This is a genomic window from Citrobacter portucalensis, assembly GCF_023374935.1.
Lineage (GTDB): Bacteria > Pseudomonadota > Gammaproteobacteria > Enterobacterales > Enterobacteriaceae > Citrobacter > Citrobacter portucalensis.
In genome coordinates this window covers 3,067,918-3,087,286 of the sequence record NZ_CP092466.1, presented here as the reverse complement: position 1 = coordinate 3,087,286, position 19,369 = coordinate 3,067,918, and the positions used below count along the sequence as shown (strand labels likewise).

Genomic DNA, 19,369 nt, shown 5'->3' with positions numbered 1-19,369 from the left:
TTTGTAAATTCATCAGGCCGGGTGAGTGGTGTGCTCACCCGGCCTGTTCACTATGCTTATGCTACGGCGTTTTCTTCAAGCTGACGCATAAACTGGCGGACCCAGTCGATCCGCGTTTTACGCTCGCTCAACTCCTGCATGAATTTCAGCCGGGTTGGACCGTCCAGACGGAAGTGCTGCGGCTGCTTTTGAAGTAAACCAATCAGCCAGACCGGGTTGACGTGGTTTTTCTCGGCAAATTCAATGGTACCGCCTTTTTCATTGCCTTCGAGCTTTCTGATCCCCAGTTTCTGAGCCTGCTGGCGTAAACGGGCGATATCCAGCAGCGTACGAGCCGGGTCGGGCAGCAAGCCAAAACGGTCTATCAGCTCAACCTTAATTTCTTCCAGCTCGTTTTCGCCTTTCGCACTGGCAATACGCTTGTAGAACGACAGTCGCGTGTTGACATCGGGAATATAGTCATCCGGCAGCAGTGATGGCATGCGCAGTTCAACTTCGGTTTGCTGGCTGGTGAGATCTTCCAGCGACGGTTCGCGTCCCTCTTTGAGCGCATCGACCGCGTTTTCCAGCAGTTCCATATACAGTGAGAAGCCGATGCTTTCCATGGAACCACTCTGATCTTCACCCAGTAATTCCCCGGCGCCGCGAATTTCGAGGTCGTGGGTCGCCAGCGCAAAACCTGCGCCCAAATCTTCCAGCGAGGCGATGGCTTCCAGACGTTTTTGCGCGTCGGTGGTCATTGCTTTCGGATGCGGCGTCAGCAGCCAGGCGTAAGCCTGGTGGTGAGAACGTCCCACACGACCGCGCAGCTGGTGTAATTGCGCTAAACCAAAGTGATCCGCTCGTTCGATGATGATGGTGTTAGCGGTGGGGATGTCGATCCCGGTTTCGATAATGGTGGTACACACCAGCACGTTAAAACGCTGATGGTGGAAATCGTTCATCACGCGTTCCAGTTCGCGCTCGCGCATTTGTCCGTGACCGATACCAATACGCGCTTCCGGCACCAGTTCTGCTAATCTGTCAGCGGTTTTCTGGATGTTTTCGACGTCGTTAAACAGATAATAAACTTGTCCCCCGCGCAGAACTTCACGCAGGATCGCCTCGCGTACCACCAGGTTGTCGTATTCGCGCACGAAGGTTTTGACCGCCAGACGACGAGCGGGTGGCGTGGCGATAATCGACAGATCGCGCATGCCGCTCATTGCCATATTGAGCGTACGTGGAATTGGCGTTGCCGTCAGGGTCAGAATATCGACATCTGCGCGCATCGCCTTGATGCGTTCTTTGTGGCGAACGCCGAAACGGTGCTCTTCATCAACAATCAGCAGACCCAGATCTTTTAACTTCACGTCCGCTTGCAGTAGTTTGTGCGTGCCGATGAGAATATCAATTTTTCCCTCGGCAACCTGCTCCAGAATCTGCGCTTGCTCTTTGGCGCTACGGAAACGGGACAACATCTCAATGCGTACCGGCCAGTTGGCAAAGCGGTCGCGGAAGTTGTCGAAGTGCTGCTGTGCGAGCAGGGTGGTCGGCACCAGCACGGCAACCTGCTTGTGGTTCTCTACGGCGAGGAAGGCGGCGCGCATCGCGACTTCGGTTTTACCAAAGCCGACGTCGCCGCACACCAGGCGGTCCATGGCCAGCGGTTGACACATATCGCTGAGTACCGCGTTAATCGCCTGCGCCTGGTCAGGCGTGGTTTCAAACGGGAAGCTGTCGCAAAACAGCTGGTACTGTTCACGGTCATGCTTAAAGGCAAAGCCTTCTTTCGCCGCGCGCTGGGCATAAATATCCAGCAGCTCTGCCGCAACATCGCGCACCTTCTCAGCGGCTTTCTGTCGGGCACGTGACCAGGCATCGCCGCCAAGTTTATGCAGCGGCGCATTCTCTTCCGCGCCGCCGGCATAGCGGCTGATCAGATGCAGTGACGACACCGGCACGTACAGTTTGGCGTCGTTGGCATAGGTGAGCATCAGATATTCACCGGTGATACCGCCCGCTTCCAGCGTGGTCATACCGGCATAACGACCCACGCCATGCTCCAGATGCACCACCGGCTGACCGGGATGCAGCTCTGCGAGGTTACGAATTAACGTATCCGGGTTGATGGTGCGACGAGAATCCTGGCGGCGGCGCGCCACGCGTTCCCCAAGCAGATCGCTTTCACAAATCAGCGCCAGATTGCGTTTGCTATCGATGAAGCCGTGCTCAGCTGCGCCAATCATCAGATAACGACCGTTATCTACGGCTTCATCGAGTCGCAATATCCGCTTCGGTGCCACTTTGATACGGGCGAGCAGTTCGCCAAGTGCTTCACGGCGGCCTTCACTTTCCACCGAGAAAATCACCGGACCGGTGAAGCCTTCAAGGAATTTACGTAACGCATCTAACGGCGCTTTTTGCTGCGCCTGAACGGCGATATCCGGCAGCTTCTGGAACCCGAGGTTAGTATTCGCTGCTTTGTTCGCCAGACTCTCGGTTTTCAGTTGAACGCGCGGCCAGCGTTTAAGTTCAGAAAACAGCTCATCAACCCGCAGCCACAGCGATTCCGGCGGCAGAAGCGGGCGCATCGGATCAACACCGCGATTCTCAAAGCGTGACAGGGTATCGGCCTGGAAGCGTTCTGCGCTGGTCTCGATATCACCGGTATTGACCAATAACGTATTGGCGGGGAAGTAGCTGAACAGCGGCGGCAGCGGCTCGCTGAAAAACAGCGGTTGCCAGTATTCAATACCCGCAGGTAACGTGCCTTTGCTGACCTGCTGGTAAATATGTTCGGCGTCGCGTTTCACCTCAAAGGTATCTCGCCACTGGCTACGGAACAGCTCAATGGCCGTTTTGTCAGTCGGGAATTCGTGTGCGGGTAGCAAATTAATGGCATCGACTTCTTCCAGCGTGCGCTGGGTGTCGGTATCAAACAGACGCAGACTGTCGATTTCGTCATCAAAGAAATCCAGGCGATAAGGCAACTCGCTACCCATCGGGAACAAATCCAACAGTGCGCCGCGCGTGGCGTATTCGCCGTGTTCCATGACCTGATCAACATGGCGATAGCCAGCGCTATCCAGCTGTTCGCGCAGGGCGTCGCGAGAAAGCCTCTGACCTTTTTTCATTACCAGCGCATGGCCGTGCAGATAGCTGTGCGGACAGACACGCTGCATCAGGGTATTTACCGGAACGATCAGCACGCCGCGCTGCATGGCAGGCAGCTGATACAGCGTGGAGAGACGCGAGGAGATAATCTCCTGATGAGGAGAAAAGCTGTCGTAGGGAAGCGTTTCCCAGTCGGCCAGGTTCATTACCATCTGGTCGGTAAACTGACGAATTTCATCATGCAAACGCAGCGCATTTTGCATGTCCGGCGCGATCAGGACCACTGGACCGGCATGATGTTCGGCGATTTCGGCAACCAGCGTTGCGCAGGCCGCGCCGGTAAGCTCACCCAACTGGCGCTGATCGCCTGCTTTCGCTGGGAGCGTGTAACGATGTTGTTCAGGCATTCGGTTGTCAGGATCTCGTTTAGATATACATCTGATAAGCAATGTTCTTTATTATCCGTGATCGTTTCTCATAAGCAAATTGATTCGCCCCCGAATGGGGGCAAAAAGCGCGTAGGGGTTAGCGCGAGACAGCCGATAAAGAAGGCGGGGAAAAGAGCAGGTCGGCCACTGTTTTTTGTGAAATTTTACGTACCAACAGGCCAAACAAGGTGCACAGTAGCAGGCAGGCAAACGGATACACCAGCAGCAGGGCCAGCTCCGCATATGCAGGCCAGGCGGTATGATTGATTTTAGGGATTAGCGTTAAGCTGAACAGCTCAACCAAAATACGGTGGGTGGTGTAGATGGCGATGGTATTGGATCCAATCACGCTTAACGGGCCGGACTCACGCATACCAAAGCGCAACTCAAATTGATAAAACAGCTTCATGATCAGCACAATGGAAAGCAGAGAAAGTAATAGTGAGACATTTGCCAGCCACGCGACGACGGCGGCAATTGCGCTAACCAGAACAATGACCGCATGGCGGTGCAGGGGCACCTCCTTGATCCATACCATTAGCGTTGCGCCAAACCATGCACCGAGGCTGTACCAGGGCAGATTGCGAATCACGCTGTTCATTCCCCACCACGGCGTCGGGACAAAATTGATCGCCACGCTCAGCACCACAAATAACGCCAACAGTGGCACCGCCCAGCGGCTGAAAATCTTACACAGAACAAAATAGACAATCAGCGCGTACAGATACCACAAGCTGGTGCTGGCGGTCAGCATTCCGTGGGTAAAACCCGCGATCGAATCGGCATAAGCGGCGTTGGCAGCATGGCTCAGATCGCGCTGTGGGGCCAGCCAGTTATTGAGCGCGACTAACGCCAGCCATTGCACCACTCCCCAAAGCACCAGCACCCAGGCAATGCTCCAGATCCGCTTATCCACGCAGGTTGTCCACGGGACGCTATCAATGTAGCGACGGATCAGATACCCCGAAATAAAGAAAAAGACCGGCATGCGAAACGGCGCCAGGTACAAATTGAGGTAAATCCAGCATTTGCTCAGCAGCTCTGAAAGCGGATGCTGAAAAGTAGTGAGGTGCGGGTAAAACGTGATTACCGAGTGGTAAATGACCACCAGACAAATACATAACCCTTTGATTTGATTAATCCATAGTTCTTTTTTCTTCATCGAGACGGCGTGTCCATATTGTTGGCTATAGCCTGCCATCCTGCGCAACCCGCTGTGCGCTGTAATGCGTAACTGTCTGCATTTTGTTTTTTTAAGATAAAGATCAGGGACCCGGGCTGAAGGAAAGAGGGACAACTTTAGCGAATTGATTTATTTATACTTTTAGGAATAGTGCTGACGAACACTTACGGTTCAGTCATTTACCCATTCCGCTTTCGCTTATATACTCGTGACTTTGCTAACAGCAACCAGACGGATTTCATGTACCAACCTGTCGCTCTATTCATCGGCCTGCGTTATATGCGTGGGCGTGCAGCAGATCGCTTCGGTCGCTTCGTTTCCTGGCTCTCCACCATAGGCATTACTCTCGGGGTAATGGCGCTGGTCACGGTGTTGTCGGTGATGAACGGTTTCGAGCGCGAGCTGCAAAACAATATTCTTGGCCTGATGCCTCAGGCCGTACTCTCGTCTGAACAGGGTTCCCTCAACCCGCAACAACTGCCGGAAAAAGCGGTGGTGTTGAACGGCGTCAACCGCGTTGCGCCTATAACTACGGGAGATGTGGTGCTGCAAAGTGCGCGTAGCGTGGCGGTCGGCGTGATGCTCGGTATCGATCCGGCGCAAAAAGATCCGTTAACGCCGTATCTGGTCAATGTGAAGCAAACAGATCTGCAACCGGGTAAGTATAATGTCATCCTCGGCGAGCAGCTTGCCGGGCAGTTGGGCGTGAACCGTGGCGATCAAATCCGTGTGATGGTGCCCTCGGCCAGCCAGTTTACGCCGATGGGGCGTTTGCCGAGCCAGCGTTTGTTTACAGTGATTGGCACTTTCGCCGCCAACAGCGAAGTCGATGGCTACCAGATGCTGACCAACATTCAGGATGCCTCGCGTCTGATGCGTTATCCGGTGGGTAATATCACTGGCTGGCGTCTGTGGCTGAACGAACCGTTAAAAGTTGACACGCTGAGCCAGCAAACGCTGCCGCAAGGCACCAAATGGCAGGACTGGCGCGAGCGCAAAGGGGAACTGTTCCAGGCCGTGCGCATGGAAAAGAACATGATGGGGCTGCTGCTTAGCCTGATCGTGGCGGTGGCGGCTTTTAATATTATTACCTCGCTGGGTCTGATGGTAATGGAGAAGCAAGGGGAAGTGGCGATTTTACAAACGCAGGGGCTAACGCCGCGGCAGATAATGATGGTGTTTATGGTTCAGGGGGCCAGTGCCGGGGTGATTGGCGCGCTGCTGGGCGCTGTGCTGGGGGCATTGCTCGCCAGCCAACTGAACAATCTGATGCCAATTATTGGTGTGCTGCTGGATGGCGCTGCGCTGCCGGTCGCCATTGAGCCGCTGCAGGTTATCGTCATTGCGCTGGTGGCGATGGCCATCGCGCTGCTGTCTACGCTTTATCCTTCCTGGCGCGCTGCCGCCACTCAACCCGCTGAGGCTTTACGTTATGAATAAGATCCTGTTGCAATGCGACAACCTGTGCAAACGCTATCAGGAAGGCACTGTGCAGACCGATGTACTGCACGATGTCAGTTTTTGCGTCGGCGAAGGTGAGATGATGGCGATTGTCGGCAGCTCCGGCTCCGGCAAGAGTACGCTGCTGCATCTGTTAGGCGGGCTGGATACCCCGACTTCCGGCGACGTCATTTTTAGCGGTCAGCCAATGAGCAAGCTCTCGTCGGCGGCGAAAGCGGAACTGCGTAATCAGAAGCTGGGCTTTATTTACCAGTTCCACCATTTGCTGCCGGATTTTACCGCACTGGAAAACGTAGCGATGCCGCTGTTGATCGGCAAGAAAAAACCGGCTGAAATCACCGAGCGCGCACGGGATATGCTGAAAGCGGTAGGGCTGGATCATCGTGCCAGTCATCGCCCGTCTGAACTGTCTGGCGGCGAACGTCAGCGTGTGGCCATCGCGCGTGCGCTGGTGAACAACCCGCGCCTGGTCCTGGCAGATGAGCCAACGGGTAACCTGGATGCGCGTAACGCGGACAGCATTTTCGAGCTTCTGGGCGAGCTGAACCGCTCTCAGGGCACGGCATTTCTGGTGGTGACGCACGATCTGCAACTGGCGAAGCGGATGAGTCGCCAGCTTGAAATGCGCGATGGTCGCCTGACGGCTGAACTGAGCCTGATGGGAGCTGAGTAATGGCTTCGCCTTTATCGTTATTGATTGGTCTGCGCTTTAGCCGTGGTCGGCGGCGCGGCGGTATGGTTTCGTTGATTTCGGTGATATCTACCGTTGGCATCGCGTTGGGTGTGGCGGTGTTGATCGTCGGTTTAAGTGCCATGAACGGATTTGAGCGTGAGCTGAACAACCGTATTCTGGCCGTAGTCCCACACGGAGAGATTGAAGCCGTAAATCAGCCGTGGAATAACTGGCAGGAAGCGCTCGACAAGGTACAAAAAGTGCCGGGTATTGTCGCCGCGGCGCCTTATATCAACTTTACCGGACTGGTGGAGAGCGGGGCGAACTTACGCGCGGTGCAGGTGAAGGGCGTTGACCCGAAACAGGAACAGCGTTTAAGCGCGCTGCCATCCTTCGTGCAAAACCACGCCTGGGATAATTTTAAAGCCGGTGAACAACAAATCATCATTGGTAAGGGTATTGCCGATGCGCTGAAGGTGAAGCAGGGCGACTGGGTGTCGATTATGATCCCTAACGCCAGCGCGGATCATAAGCTACAGCAGCCTAAACGCGTGCGTTTGCACGTGACGGGAATCCTGCAACTGAGCGGTCAGCTCGATCACAGCTTTGCCATGATCCCAATGGAAGATGCCCAGCAATATCTGGATATGGGAACCAGCGTTTCCGGGATCGCGCTGAAGGTTAACGACGTGTTTAACGCCAATAAGCTGGTGCGAGACGCGGGTGAAGTCACCAATAACTATGTTTACATAAAGAGCTGGATTGGCACCTACGGCTATATGTACCGCGATATTCAGATGATCCGCGCCATTATGTATCTGGCTATGGTGCTGGTGATTGGCGTGGCCTGTTTTAATATCGTTTCCACGTTAGTGATGGCGGTAAAAGACAAAAGCGGCGATATTGCGGTATTAAGAACACTCGGGGCGAAAGATGGGTTGATCCGTGCCATTTTTGTCTGGTACGGCCTGCTGGCGGGTCTGTTCGGTAGCCTGATAGGCGTCGTCATCGGGGTGGTTGTGTCGTTGCAACTGACGCCGATCATAAACGGGATTGAGGCGCTTATCGGCCATCAGTTCCTGTCCGGCGATATCTATTTCATTGACTTCCTGCCATCGGAATTACACTGGCTGGATGTGATTTACGTGCTGGTGACAGCACTCGTGCTGAGTCTTTTGGCAAGTTGGTATCCGGCGCGTCGCGCCAGCAATATTGATCCTGCGAGAGTACTTAGCGGCCAATAACAACAATAATACACGACAGCATTCATGCTGCATCAAGGCGTAGCCAACGCAGAGGCATCTTGAAGGATGACGTGTATCAAGGAGCGGTGATGTATTACGGATTTGACATCGGCGGGACCAAAATTGCGCTGGGCGTGTTTGATAAGCAACGTCGTCTGCAATGGGAAACTCGCGTTCCTACGCCTCGCGACAGCTACGACGCTTTCCTTGATGCGGTCTGCAATCTGGTGACGGAAGCGGATCAGCGGTTCGGCATCAAAGGTTCGATAGGCATCGGCATTCCGGGCATGCCGGAAACCGAAGACGGCACGCTGTACGCGGCCAATGTTCCTGCCGCCAGTGGCAAACCGCTCCGCGCCGATCTCAGCGCTCGCCTTGACCGCGATGTGCGTCTGGATAACGATGCGAACTGTTTTGCTCTCTCCGAAGCCTGGGATGACGAGTTCACCCAATATCCGCTGGTAATGGGGTTGATCCTCGGTACGGGCGTTGGCGGCGGCCTGGTGCTTAACGGGAAATCCATCACCGGACGCAGCTATATCACCGGTGAGTTTGGTCATATTCGTTTGCCGGTCGATGCGCTGACGCTGATGGGCTTTGATTTCCCGCTGCGCCGCTGCGGATGCGGTCAACTGGGATGCATCGAAAGCTATCTTTCCGGCGGTGGATTTGCGTGGTTGTATCAGCATTACTACCATCAACCGCTGGATGCCCGCGAAATTATTGCGCTGTGGGAGCAGGGTGATGAACACGCGCGTGCCCACGTTGAACGCTATCTGGATTTGCTGGCGGTGTGTCTTGGGAATATCCTGACTATCGTCGATCCTGATTTGGTAGTGATTGGCGGAGGCTTGTCGAATTTTACCGCTATTACGACGCAACTGGCGGATCGACTGCCACGTCATCTGCTGCCGGTTGCTCGGGTGCCGCGTATTGAGCAGGCACGGCACGGTGATGCCGGCGGGATGCGCGGGGCCGCTTTCCTACATCTTACCGATTAATACAAAGAGGTTGTTATGCTGTCGCGTCGGGGTCATCGGTTAAGCCGCTTTCGTAAAAATAAACGCCATTTGCGCGATCGCCTGCGTCAACGAATCTTTTTCAGAGACAGAGTGGTGCCTGAATTGATGGAAAAACCAAGAGTGCTGGTACTGACTGGAGCGGGAATCTCCGCTGAGTCAGGAATTCGAACATTCCGCGCGGCGGATGGTCTCTGGGAAGAACATCGGGTAGAGGACGTTGCGACTCCGGAAGGATTTAGTCGAAATCCGGAACTGGTTCAGTCGTTTTATAACGCCCGTCGCCATCAGTTGCAACAGCCGGAAATCCAACCCAACGCGGCGCATATCGCACTGGCAAAACTCGAAGCCGAGCTGGGCGATCGTTTTTTACTGGTGACACAGAACATTGATAACTTGCATGAGCGTGCGGGCAGCCAGAACGTTATCCATATGCACGGCGAGTTGCTCAAAGTTCGCTGTTCGCAAAGCGGGCAGATTCTGGAATGGACGGGCGATGTGACCCCGGAAGATAAATGTCATTGCTGCCAGTTTCCGGCACCGCTGCGACCACACGTCGTGTGGTTTGGTGAAATGCCGCTGGGTATGGATGAAATTTATATGGCACTGGCAATGGCAGATGTGTTCATTGCGATTGGCACATCGGGACATGTTTATCCGGCAGCGGGTTTTGTGCATGAGGCGCGGCTGCATGGGGCACATACGGTAGAACTAAATCTCGAACCGAGCCAGGTAGGCAGCGAGTTTGAAGAGAAGTATTACGGTCCGGCAAGCCAGGTAGTGCCTGAGTTCGTTGAGAAGTTATTGAAAGGGCTGTAACGGCTATCCGGATAATACTGTTTAAGCCTGTACAAGCTGGCGGTCCTCACGCAGGGCCGCCATAATCAAAAATCCTACGATGTAAAAACAACAGATCAGCCCCAGTGCGCTTAGCCATATGGGTAGTCGGGTAATGTAAACCAGGCTGCACGAGATAATCACCAGAATAATTCCGGTATACATGGGGTGCGCAATCCAGGCAAAAATGCCGCGCGTGACCCTTTTTGCACGGGGTAAATAGTAGCCTGTCCACGTGTGGCTCTCCCCCAAATCCCATTTTCCTTTGATGACCAGCGCGTTACCTACGATCGCCAAAATCAGACATCCCCACTCCACCGGGCCAATCTGATGACTGAAAAACAGGCTATAACCAAAAACCAGGATCGGTATTAAAAAGGTGAGCCGTAGCAGGTGGGTTGCGATGACAGGTAGCAAAGGACGAGCGTTTACCGGCTGCTTACGCGGGAGAATCACCAGCGTAAATACGATCAGATTAGCCAACTCAAGTAGCAGCCAGAGCGTTGTCATTGGAAGCCTCAGAAGCCGGCCTGGAATACTGTAAGCATAGCCAGAAACTGGGGAGAGGGAATCAGTCGAAAGGCGTAAAAAGTAGGGATTGGCAGGTAGCAACCCGGCGCAGCGACGCCTGCCGGGTTGCACGAGTATTAACGTCCTGCTTTCAGCTTCTGATAATACTCTTCATAGATAGCGCTGGCGGAACCGACATCGTTCTGCCATTCCCCTTTGTTGATGGTTTCCGCGTCAGGGTAGAGCGTTTTGTCGTTCGCGACCTCAGGACTTAACAGCTTGCGTGCTGCCAGGTTTGGCGTCGGGTAACCGATAGTTTCTGCGACTTCTTTCGCGACGTCCGGGCGCAGCAGGAAGTTAATCAGCTTCAGCGCACCTTCTTTGTTTTTCGCGTTAGCCGGAATAGACAGGCTGTCCATCCAGAAAATGCCACCTTCTTTCGGCCATACCACTTCCAACGGTGTGCCCGCCTGACGCGCAACATACGCGGAGCCGTTCCACACCATTCCCAGATTGACTTCGCCTTCCATATACGGATTGGCCGGGTTGTCAGAGTTAAATGCCGCAACGTTAGGCATCAGCTTCTTCAACTCGTTATAGGCGGCTTCAATCTCTTTGGGATCGGTGGTATTGCCGGAATATCCCAGCTTGCGCAGCGCCATCTGGAACACTTCTCGCGCATCATCCGTTAACAGCAGACTGCCTTTGTACTCCGGCTTCCACAGATCGGCCCAACTGGTGACGGTTTTCGGATCGATAGCATCGCTGTTGACGCCAATGGCCGTTGCACCCCAGATATACGGGATGGAGTAGTCATTGTTTGGGTCAAACGGCTTGTTGAGCATTTCCGGATCGAGGTTGTGGAAGTTGGTCAACGTCGACTTGTCGATCTTCTGGATCATGCCTTCTTTACGCATTTTATCGACGTAATAGGTGGACGGAACCACCAAATCGTATGCGCCGTCTTTATAGGTTTTGAGCTTGGCGTACATGGTTTCATTCGACTCGTAGGTCGAATAGATAACCTTAATGCCGGTTTCTTTGGTGAACTGTTCCAGCAGCCCTGGCGGGACATACTCGGTCCAGTTATAGAAATAGAGCGTGTTGTTGTCATTCGCGTGAGCGGCGCTCATGCCCAGTGCCAGAGCACCCGCCGCGAGCAGGTGGCGTGACCATTTTTTCATCATTTAACGTCCCCTGAATAAAGGGCCTCAGCGGCCCTTGGTTTTATCACGTGCAATAAGCTGGCTGGCAATCACCATAACCAGCGACAGAACCAACAAAATGGTCGCCAGCGCGTTCACCTCAGGTGATACGCCGACTTTAACCATTGAGTAGATTTTTAATGGCAAAATTTCATAACCCGGTCCGGTGACGAAAGATGAAACAACAACATCATCCATCGACAGCGTAAAGCTCAGCAACCAACCCGCAGCCACCGCAGGCATAGCCAGTGGCAGTATTATCTTGCGCAGAATAGTTACTTCGCTGGCACCCAAATCTTTAGCCGCCTCAAGCATGCGGACATCAAAACCTTTCAGGCGAGAGTAAACCGTCACCACCACAAAAGGCAGACAAAAAGTGATATGCGAGAACAGCAGCGACCAGAAGCCCAGTTGAATGCCGATCAGCATAAACAGCACCAGCAGAGATATTGCCATTACAATATCCGGCGACATCATCACCACGAACAGCATGCCACTGACGAACGGCTTACCGCGAAAACGGTAACGATAAAGCGCGACCGCAGTGAGTGAGCCGATCAAGGTGGCAAACGTGGCGGATAGCACCGCCATCGTCAGCGAGTGCTGCGCCGCCTGCAACAGGCTGTCGTTATTCATCAGCAGGCCGTACCATTTAGTAGTAAAACCCTGCCAGTTGATGCCAAAGCGCGAGCTGTTAAAGGAGTTCACAATCAAAATAATGATTGGAATGTACAGATACGCGTAGATAGCGGTCATAAAACCGCCGCGAAGCAGTCGACCGATCATTCGAGTTCTACCCTCTTATTCAGCAGGCGGGAGGCGCGCCAGTAGACCAGCAGCATCAGCCCCATCACGATAGTCAGCGTTATGCTGGTGGCGGCGCCAAACGGCCAGTCGCGAATGTTCAGGAACTGAACTTTAATTACGTTACCAATCAGCAGGTTTTTCGCTCCGCCCATTAAGTCGGAAACGTAAAACAGCCCCATTGCGGGCAGCATGACCAGCAGGCATCCGGCGATAATCCCCGGCATCGTCAACGGAATAATAATGCGGGTGAAGGTCTGAAGCTTACTGGCGCCTAAATCGCGTGCGGCTTCCAGCAGCGGTTTATCGAGCTTTTCAATGCTGGAATAGAGCGGCATCACCATAAACGGCAGCAGGATGTATACCAGCCCGATAATCACCGCGCTGGGGGTAAACATAATGCGAATGGGGGTATCGATAACGCCGAGCCATAACAGAAACTCGTTGAGATAGCCTTTGGTACTGAGGAAAATTTTGAGTCCGTAGATGCGAATCAGAGAATTGGTCCAGAACGGAACAATCAGCAGGAACAGCAGTAGCGGGCGTACTTTTTCCGGCAGTTTCACCAAAAACCAGGCAAACGGGTAGCCGAGTACCAGACAGGCGAGCGTGGCAATCAGCGCCATATTGAGGGAGTGAACCAGCACCTCAAAATAGAGCGGATCGAGCAGACGCGTATAGTTCTCCAGCGTAAAGACCATTTTGACGAAATTGGCGTCGTCACGGGTCAAAAAGCTGGTGCCGATGATCATCAGGTTGGGCAGAAAGACAAATAACACAAGCCAACCGACAATGGTGAAGATCACCACACTCTGGAATTTACTTGTGCTCTTCATCAGCCAGTACGACCTCCCAGCTTTCTACCCAGTTAATTGCCATTTTCTGGTCGAGCGAGTGGTCAAAGTCAGGATCGTCTTCGTTGAAGAATTCACTGACCATCACCATCTTGCCATTTTCCAGTTCCACAACCGACTCCAGCGTCATGCCTTTGTAGTTGCGTTCACGCACGTAGCCGATCAGGCCTTCGATATGATTATCATCATTGATTTCATCAACGCGCAAATCTTCAGGGCGTAACAGGACGTGCAGCTTTTGTCCGGGAACTACCGCGAAGTTGACATAAATATTGCACTCGCGGCCTTCAACGTTAGCACGAACACGCTGTTCATCCAGACGTTCAATCACCGTGGCGTTAAACATATTGATCTCGCCGATAAACCCGGCGACAAACAGATTCTTTGGCTCTTCGTAGATTTCGCGCGGCGTACCGTCCTGCTCAATCTTACCATCGCGCATCACCACGATGCGGTCGGACATGGTTAGCGCTTCTTCCTGATCGTGTGTGACAAAGACAAAAGTGATACCAAGCTTACGCTGCAGTGCTTTCAGTTCATTCTGCATCTGCTTACGCAGTTTGTAGTCCAGCGCAGAGAGGGATTCATCTAACAAGAGTAAGCGGGGTTTGTTGACCACTGCTCGGGCAATCGCTACGCGCTGCTGCTGTCCGCCGGAAAGTTGATGCGGTTTTCTCTGGGCGAACTCTTCCAGTTGCACCATGCGCAGGGCTTCGGTAACGCGGGGAGAAATGTCGGCTGCGGGCGTTTTTTGCATGCGCAAACCAAAGGCCACATTTTCAAACACAGTCATGTGGGGGAATAGCGCATAGCTTTGGAAGACGGTATTCACGTAGCGATTTTCCGCTGGAACGTGAGTGATGTCCTCGTTGTCCAACAAAATATGACCGGAATCAACCGTTTCCAGACCGGCAATCAGGCGAAGAACGGTTGTTTTACCGCAGCCAGAGGGGCCAAGCAGCGTAAGAAACTCGCCATTATTGATGGTCAAATCCAGGCTGGAAATCACCTCTTTGCCATCGAAACTTTTGCGAATTCCCGCTAATTGCACCAGTGGAGAAAGCGAACGCGGTTGTTTATTCAATTTTTTACTCTGTCCCATGTAAACGCAACGGATGGCTGACCGATGCGGGGTTTGTGGTTAACCACCTTGATGACTCTTAATGAGGGCCGTTATTCTACGGCAAACCATTGTAATCGCCAATCCTTGTTGCGAATTACTGACTTAGCCCTATAGTCAGAGGGGATGTCAGGGCGAAATATTCTCACTTGCGGGGATAAAAGTGACCTGACGCAATATTTGTCTTTTGTTGCTTATTGATAATGTTGTCACAAAAAGTGAGGGTGACTGCATGGATAAACTACTTGAGCGTTTTTTACACTACGTGTCGCTGGACACCCAATCAAAATCGGGCGTGCGGCAGGTACCCAGCACCGAAGGACAGTGGAAATTATTACAACTGCTCAAACAACAGCTCGAAGAGATGGGGCTGGTTAATATTTCACTGAGCGAAAAAGGCACGCTGATGGCAACGTTACCCGCGAACGTTGCTGGCAATATTTCTGCGATCGGCTTTATTTCCCATGTGGATACCTCACCGGATTTCAGCGGTAAAAATGTCAATCCGCAAATCGTTGAAAACTATCGCGGTGGCGATATTGCGTTAGGCATTGGTGATGAAGTTTTATCGCCGGTGATGTTCCCGGTGCTGCATCAACTTCTGGGTCAGACGCTGATCACCACAGACGGTAAAACGTTGCTGGGCGCGGATGATAAAGCAGGCGTGGCGGAAATCATGACCGCACTGGCTGTGCTTATCCAAAAAAATATTCCGCACGGTGATATCCGCGTGGCCTTTACGCCGGACGAAGAAGTGGGTAAAGGGGCGAAGCATTTTGATGTTCCGGCATTTGATGCGCAGTGGGCCTATACCGTTGACGGTGGTGGCGTAGGTGAGTTGGAGTTTGAGAACTTCAACGCCGCGTCGGTTAATATCAAAATTGTTGGCAACAATGTGCATCCCGGCACCGCAAAAGGGGTGATGGTGAATGCGCTGTCGCTGGCAGCGCGTATTCATGCAGAGGTTCCGGCAGATGAAAGCCCGGAAAAGACGGAAGGCTACGAAGGCTTTTATCATCTGGCGAGCATGAAAGGGACGGTCGATCGGGCGGATATGCACTACATTATTCGTGATTTTGATCGTAAGCAGTTTGAAGCGCGTAAACGTAAGATCATGGATATCGCCAAGAAGGTCGGCAAAGGGTTACACCCGGACTGTTATATCGAATTGGTGATTGAAGACAGTTACTACAATATGCGCGAAAAAGTGATTGAGCATCCGCACGTGCTGGATATCGCCCAGCAGGCGATGCGCGATTGTGATATTGAGCCAGTGCTGAAACCGATCCGTGGCGGCACTGACGGCGCACAGCTGTCATTTATGGGATTACCGTGTCCGAATCTGTTCACCGGCGGCTACAACTATCATGGCAAGCATGAGTTTGTAACCCTGGAAGGAATGGAAAAAGCGGTGCAGGTGATTGTGCGTATTGCTGAATTGGCCACGAAACAAAAATAAAGCATGTGTAGTTGCCGGATGGCGCTTTGCTTATCCGGCCTACAATATTTCACTCCAGTAGGCCTGATAAGACGCATAGCGTCGTATCAGGCACAGTCCGCATTACCCTTCGAAGAACCAGTACCCGCTGTTGACCAGCGCGGCAAGCATGGCAAGGAAAGAAGGATCTTCCAGCGCATCCTCAAAGTTCTCAGCCGTCAGCACAATATGACTGGCCAGCGCTTCCAGCGCAGGACGATGCGGCGAATCAATTTTCTCACCGTTAGCGTAGACGTCATCGCCAATGCGCAATACGCGCAACCCGCCCAGACGCACTAACACATCACCTTGTTTCAGGGCATCATAAATTTCGTCTGGCTGATACGGTGGCTCCGGCGGGGCAATATCCAGCTCATGACGAGACTGAGAGATAAATTCGCCAAACCACTGCTGGAAATGTTCTGGCTGATTAATCAGGCCCAGCATCATTTCGCGCAGCTTATCCATCTCCTGCGGCAGAACATCTGCCGGATGATCGCGCGGTGGCAGGTCCGGATCGCTGTAATAGGTGCTGCCCAGTTCGCGTTGTAAAACGTAATCGGCGAACCCGCTGATCAGCTCGCGAGTGTTTGGCGCGCGGAAACCAACCGAATAGTTCATCGCGTTTTCTAACGCATAGCCTTCGTGCGGGAATCCCGGTGGAATGTACAGGATATCGCCGGGTTCCAGCTCTTCATCAATGATGGCTTCGAACGGGTCGACCTGAAGAAGATCCGGGTGAGGGCAGTGCTGCTTCAACTGCAGCTTTTCGCCTACGCGCCAGCGACGACGACCGGTTCCCTGAATGATAAATACATCGTACTGATCCAGGTGCGGGCCAACGCCGCCGCCGGGTACAGAGAAAGAAATCATTAGATCGTCGATACGCCAGTCCGGTAATTCACGGAACGGGCGCATCAGCGCGGCGGTAGGTTCGTGCCAGTGGTTGACCGCCTGCACCAGCAGAGACCAGTTGTTCTCGCCAAGATGGTCGTAGCTTTCGAAGGGACCGTGGCTAACCTGCCATTTACCATCCTGATGGCTGACGAGTCGGCTGTCGACTTCGCTTTCCATTGCCAGTCCAGCCAGTTCGTCAGGAGAAAGAGGATCAATAAAGTTATTAAACCCGCGTTTTAAGACCACTGGGCGTTTCTGCCAGTGGCGTTCAAGAAAATCGGGCCAATTAAGTGTGAGTTGGTATTCCATAGTGAGCATCCCGCAGGCTGGTATCTGCAACCGATTATAACGGATACTTAACCTCAAGCGTGAAGTCAGTACATATTTATTACATGCGACGATTACTCGTCTTTCTGGCCCGGCTGCTGGCGACCAAAAATAACTTCCATGCGCGCACCACCCAGCAGGCTATCACCAGCAATAATCTGCCCGTCATACTGTTCGGTGATTTCTCGCGCCACCGCCAGACCGACGCCTTGTCCGGGACGTAGTGTATCTACGCGCTGTCCGCGGTCAAACACCACTTCCCGTTTGCTTTGCGGAATACCAGGACCATCGTCTTCAACCAGAATATGCAGCTGATCCTCAGACAGTTGCGCCGAAATCTCGACAAACTCCAGACAATATTTACAGGCGTTATCCAAGACGTTGCCCAACACCTCGACAAAGTCATTCTGTTCGCCCACAAAGCTGATCTCAGGTGAGATATCGAGATTAATGTTGACCCCTTTACGCTGATACACCTTATTCAGCGCCGAGATGAGCTTATCCAGCAACGGCGCGACCGGGTGCAGCTCGCGGCTGAGTAGGGCACTGCTGCCACGCATACTGGCGCGATGCAGGTAATAGCCTATCTGTTGGGAAATACGGCTGATTTGTTCCAGCATGATAGGCTCTGCGTCGCTGACGTTCATCTTTTCGTTACGCATTGAGCGCAACGTACTTTGCAGTACCGCCAGTGGCGTTTTCAGGCTATGGGTGAGATCGGTTAACGTGGTGCGGTATTTATCGTAGCGCTCACGTTCGCTTTTTAAAAGTCGATTGAGATTACGAACCAGGCTGGTCAATTCGCGTGTGGTGGCGGGATTTAGCATCTCACGATGATGTTCCTCAAGCTCACGGACTTCACGCGCCAGCGACTCAATCGGCCGCAAGCTCCACCAGGCGGCCGCCCATAACAGCGGAATGACCAGCAACAGATTGGCGACCAGGACATAAATAAACCAGCTCCAGACCATATACGAGCGCTTTAGCTCTATAGGAATGGTGTCGACAACCACAATGGTCAGTTGCGGCATTCTGGCTGTGGCGGGGTAGACGTTCACCGCCACGGAGTGGGTCATTTCGGCGTCGTCATCATCTTCTCTGACTTCTTTTAACTGCTGCTGAGCGGAGTGATCTTCGCCCAGTAAAGTGCTGGTGGCGTCTACATTGGCTTCAATTTCATGAAAACCGTTCGTTTTTAGCCAGTCCGGTTGGATACTTTTCGTCAGCCAGGGAACATTGCGCTGAGCCCACAACAACTCACCGCTTTCGTTATAGATCAGCGACATTGTTGGGCTTTGCATATCGAGATTTTCAGGCAACTCGACGTTTATCTTGCCGTTTTCCCACTTTGCCAGGGTATAAAACAGATTACTTTCACCCCGCAGCAGGCGAAACGTTGTCTTATCAAAGCTGACGCTGTAGCCCACCAGAGCAACCATGCCGTAGGCCAGCGAGAGCACCAACACCACGCCCGCAGTTGCCAGTAAAAAGCGCAACCGCAGCGATAGCGGGAAAAAATGACGCAATAGTTTATTCATTAGCGCAGTTCAAAAAGATATCCCTGACCACGCACGGTGGTGATGACGTCGTCCGGATATTGCGCCTGAATTTTCTTACGCAGACGTCCCATTAGAACATCAATGGTGTGACTTTCGCGCAGCTCGGCATCCGGGTAAAGCTGCAGCATGAGCGAATCTTTACTGACCACTTTGCCATTATTACGGATGAGCGTTTCCATAATGGTGTATTCAAACGCAGTGAGCTTGATAACTTCATCATTGACGGATAACTCGCGTCGAGAGAGGTCCACCTGAAAAGGCGGAAGGGAGATAATTTGCGATGCCAGACCGCTGTTGCGGCGCATCAGTGCCTGCATGCGCGCAGCCACTTCTTCGATGTGAAACGGTTTGGTGACGTAATCGTCAGCGCCAGCGCTGAGGACTTCCACCTTGTCCTGCCAGCCTTCGCGTGCGGTTAATACCAGAATCGGCAGCGAAACCTCATTACTGCGCCAGCGGCGGATCAGCGACAAACCATCTTCATCGGGGAGTCCTAAATCAACGATCGCGATATCCGGCAGATGTTCATTCAGATAATAGTCCGCTTCCTTCGCATCTTCTGCATCATCCACCTGATGCCCTAAATCCTGCAACTGAACCTTGAGGTGGTGGCGTAATAAAGCATTATCCTCGACAACCAGTACGCGCATCATCGTTTCTCCCTAAAATAATGGT

General features: G+C 53.0%; 16 protein-coding genes. 6 read left to right on the top strand and 10 right to left on the bottom strand.

Going from position 1 to position 19,369, the window contains the following annotated elements; genetic code table 11:
• Positions 1-56: 56 nt before the first annotated feature.
• Both mfd and LY264_RS15125 read right to left on the bottom strand, forming a co-directional pair.
• Complete coding sequence (gene mfd, locus LY264_RS15130) at positions 57-3,503, bottom strand: transcription-repair coupling factor (RefSeq protein ID WP_008784434.1); 3,447 nt, start codon at positions 3,501-3,503, stop codon at positions 57-59.
• 118 nt (positions 3,504-3,621) lie between these two features.
• Complete coding sequence (locus LY264_RS15125; RefSeq protein WP_071692446.1) at positions 3,622-4,686, bottom strand: acyltransferase family protein; 1,065 nt, start codon at positions 4,684-4,686, stop codon at positions 3,622-3,624.
• Between the two features lie 261 nt (positions 4,687-4,947).
• Between LY264_RS15125 and lolC the strand changes: the two genes are divergently transcribed.
• The 5 genes from lolC (at position 4,948) to cobB (ending at position 9,923) form a co-directional block, all read left to right on the top strand.
• Entirely contained in the window at positions 4,948-6,147 is a 1,200-nt protein-coding gene (gene lolC, locus LY264_RS15120; protein WP_032934420.1) for a lipoprotein-releasing ABC transporter permease subunit LolC, read from the top strand.
• On the top strand, positions 6,140-6,841 hold the full coding sequence (gene lolD, locus LY264_RS15115; RefSeq protein WP_003832278.1) for a lipoprotein-releasing ABC transporter ATP-binding protein LolD: 702 nt from the start codon (positions 6,140-6,142) through the stop codon (positions 6,839-6,841). The genes lolC and lolD overlap by 8 nt, the downstream gene beginning before the upstream one ends.
• Entirely contained in the window at positions 6,841-8,085 is a 1,245-nt protein-coding gene (gene lolE, locus LY264_RS15110; RefSeq protein ID WP_003030804.1) for a lipoprotein-releasing ABC transporter permease subunit LolE, read from the top strand. Before lolD ends, lolE begins: the two co-directional genes overlap by 1 nt.
• Positions 8,086-8,174: 89 nt before the next feature.
• Entirely contained in the window at positions 8,175-9,086 is a 912-nt protein-coding gene (gene nagK / locus LY264_RS15105) for an N-acetylglucosamine kinase (protein WP_048226891.1), read from the top strand.
• Between the two features lie 15 nt (positions 9,087-9,101).
• On the top strand, positions 9,102-9,923 hold the full coding sequence (gene cobB / locus LY264_RS15100) for a Sir2 family NAD+-dependent deacetylase (RefSeq protein WP_003832281.1): 822 nt from the start codon (positions 9,102-9,104) through the stop codon (positions 9,921-9,923).
• Between the two features lie 21 nt (positions 9,924-9,944).
• Here cobB and LY264_RS15095 read toward each other — a convergent pair whose 3' ends face one another.
• From LY264_RS15095 to potA, 5 genes are all read right to left on the bottom strand, one after another.
• The gene (locus tag LY264_RS15095; RefSeq protein ID WP_048226888.1) at positions 9,945-10,451 is read right to left on the bottom strand and encodes a methyltransferase family protein; all 507 of its coding nucleotides are present in this window, start codon (positions 10,449-10,451) and stop codon (positions 9,945-9,947) included.
• 137 nt (positions 10,452-10,588) lie between these two features.
• Positions 10,589-11,635, bottom strand: coding sequence for a spermidine/putrescine ABC transporter substrate-binding protein PotD (gene potD / locus LY264_RS15090; RefSeq protein WP_003030797.1), 1,047 nt, complete (start codon positions 11,633-11,635; stop codon positions 10,589-10,591).
• Positions 11,636-11,662: 27 nt separating this feature from the next.
• Positions 11,663-12,442 carry a spermidine/putrescine ABC transporter permease PotC gene (gene potC / locus LY264_RS15085; RefSeq protein WP_003030794.1) on the bottom strand — a complete coding sequence of 260 codons (780 nt, stop codon included), beginning with the start codon at positions 12,440-12,442 and terminating at the stop codon, positions 11,663-11,665.
• Complete coding sequence (potB, locus tag LY264_RS15080; RefSeq protein WP_008784439.1) at positions 12,439-13,296, bottom strand: spermidine/putrescine ABC transporter permease PotB; 858 nt, start codon at positions 13,294-13,296, stop codon at positions 12,439-12,441. The genes potC and potB overlap by 4 nt, the downstream gene beginning before the upstream one ends.
• Positions 13,280-14,416, bottom strand: coding sequence for a spermidine/putrescine ABC transporter ATP-binding protein PotA (gene potA / locus LY264_RS15075; protein WP_003832287.1), 1,137 nt, complete (start codon positions 14,414-14,416; stop codon positions 13,280-13,282). The genes potB and potA overlap by 17 nt, the downstream gene beginning before the upstream one ends.
• A gap of 250 nt (positions 14,417-14,666) precedes the next feature.
• On the opposite strand from potA, the gene pepT reads away from it, so the two are divergent.
• Complete coding sequence (gene pepT, locus LY264_RS15070) at positions 14,667-15,893, top strand: peptidase T (protein WP_048226884.1); 1,227 nt, start codon at positions 14,667-14,669, stop codon at positions 15,891-15,893.
• Positions 15,894-15,995: 102 nt separating this feature from the next.
• Here the strand turns inward: pepT and roxA are convergent, their stop codons facing one another.
• The 3 genes from roxA to phoP form a co-directional block, all read right to left on the bottom strand.
• Positions 15,996-17,117 carry a [50S ribosomal protein L16]-arginine 3-hydroxylase gene (roxA, locus tag LY264_RS15065; RefSeq protein WP_003030786.1) on the bottom strand — a complete coding sequence of 374 codons (1,122 nt, stop codon included), beginning with the start codon at positions 17,115-17,117 and terminating at the stop codon, positions 15,996-15,998.
• A 92-nt stretch (positions 17,118-17,209) separates the two neighbouring features.
• Complete coding sequence (gene phoQ, locus LY264_RS15060; protein ID WP_048226883.1) at positions 17,210-18,673, bottom strand: two-component system sensor histidine kinase PhoQ; 1,464 nt, start codon at positions 18,671-18,673, stop codon at positions 17,210-17,212.
• Complete coding sequence (gene phoP, locus LY264_RS15055; protein ID WP_003846709.1) at positions 18,673-19,344, bottom strand: two-component system response regulator PhoP; 672 nt, start codon at positions 19,342-19,344, stop codon at positions 18,673-18,675. The genes phoQ and phoP overlap by 1 nt, the downstream gene beginning before the upstream one ends.
• Between the last annotated feature and the right edge of the window lie 25 nt (positions 19,345-19,369).

What these genes read in the sequence shown, in the direction of transcription:
- mfd (WP_008784434.1), bottom strand. Translation starts at nt 3,503, where the DNA reads ATGCCTGAACAACATCGTTACACGCTCCCAGCGAAAGCAGGCGATCAG.
- LY264_RS15125 (WP_071692446.1), bottom strand. Translation starts at nt 4,686, where the DNA reads ATGAAGAAAAAAGAACTATGGATTAATCAAATCAAAGGGTTATGTATT.
- lolC (WP_032934420.1), top strand. Translation starts at nt 4,948, where the DNA reads ATGTACCAACCTGTCGCTCTATTCATCGGCCTGCGTTATATGCGTGGG.
- lolD (WP_003832278.1), top strand. Translation starts at nt 6,140, where the DNA reads ATGAATAAGATCCTGTTGCAATGCGACAACCTGTGCAAACGCTATCAG.
- lolE (WP_003030804.1), top strand. Translation starts at nt 6,841, where the DNA reads ATGGCTTCGCCTTTATCGTTATTGATTGGTCTGCGCTTTAGCCGTGGT.
- nagK (WP_048226891.1), top strand. Translation starts at nt 8,175, where the DNA reads ATGTATTACGGATTTGACATCGGCGGGACCAAAATTGCGCTGGGCGTG.
- cobB (WP_003832281.1), top strand. Translation starts at nt 9,102, where the DNA reads ATGCTGTCGCGTCGGGGTCATCGGTTAAGCCGCTTTCGTAAAAATAAA.
- LY264_RS15095 (WP_048226888.1), bottom strand. Translation starts at nt 10,451, where the DNA reads ATGACAACGCTCTGGCTGCTACTTGAGTTGGCTAATCTGATCGTATTT.
- potD (WP_003030797.1), bottom strand. Translation starts at nt 11,635, where the DNA reads ATGAAAAAATGGTCACGCCACCTGCTCGCGGCGGGTGCTCTGGCACTG.
- potC (WP_003030794.1), bottom strand. Translation starts at nt 12,442, where the DNA reads ATGATCGGTCGACTGCTTCGCGGCGGTTTTATGACCGCTATCTACGCG.
- potB (WP_008784439.1), bottom strand. Translation starts at nt 13,296, where the DNA reads ATGAAGAGCACAAGTAAATTCCAGAGTGTGGTGATCTTCACCATTGTC.
- potA (WP_003832287.1), bottom strand. Translation starts at nt 14,416, where the DNA reads ATGGGACAGAGTAAAAAATTGAATAAACAACCGCGTTCGCTTTCTCCA.
- pepT (WP_048226884.1), top strand. Translation starts at nt 14,667, where the DNA reads ATGGATAAACTACTTGAGCGTTTTTTACACTACGTGTCGCTGGACACC.
- roxA (WP_003030786.1), bottom strand. Translation starts at nt 17,117, where the DNA reads ATGGAATACCAACTCACACTTAATTGGCCCGATTTTCTTGAACGCCAC.
- phoQ (WP_048226883.1), bottom strand. Translation starts at nt 18,673, where the DNA reads ATGAATAAACTATTGCGTCATTTTTTCCCGCTATCGCTGCGGTTGCGC.
- phoP (WP_003846709.1), bottom strand. Translation starts at nt 19,344, where the DNA reads ATGCGCGTACTGGTTGTCGAGGATAATGCTTTATTACGCCACCACCTC.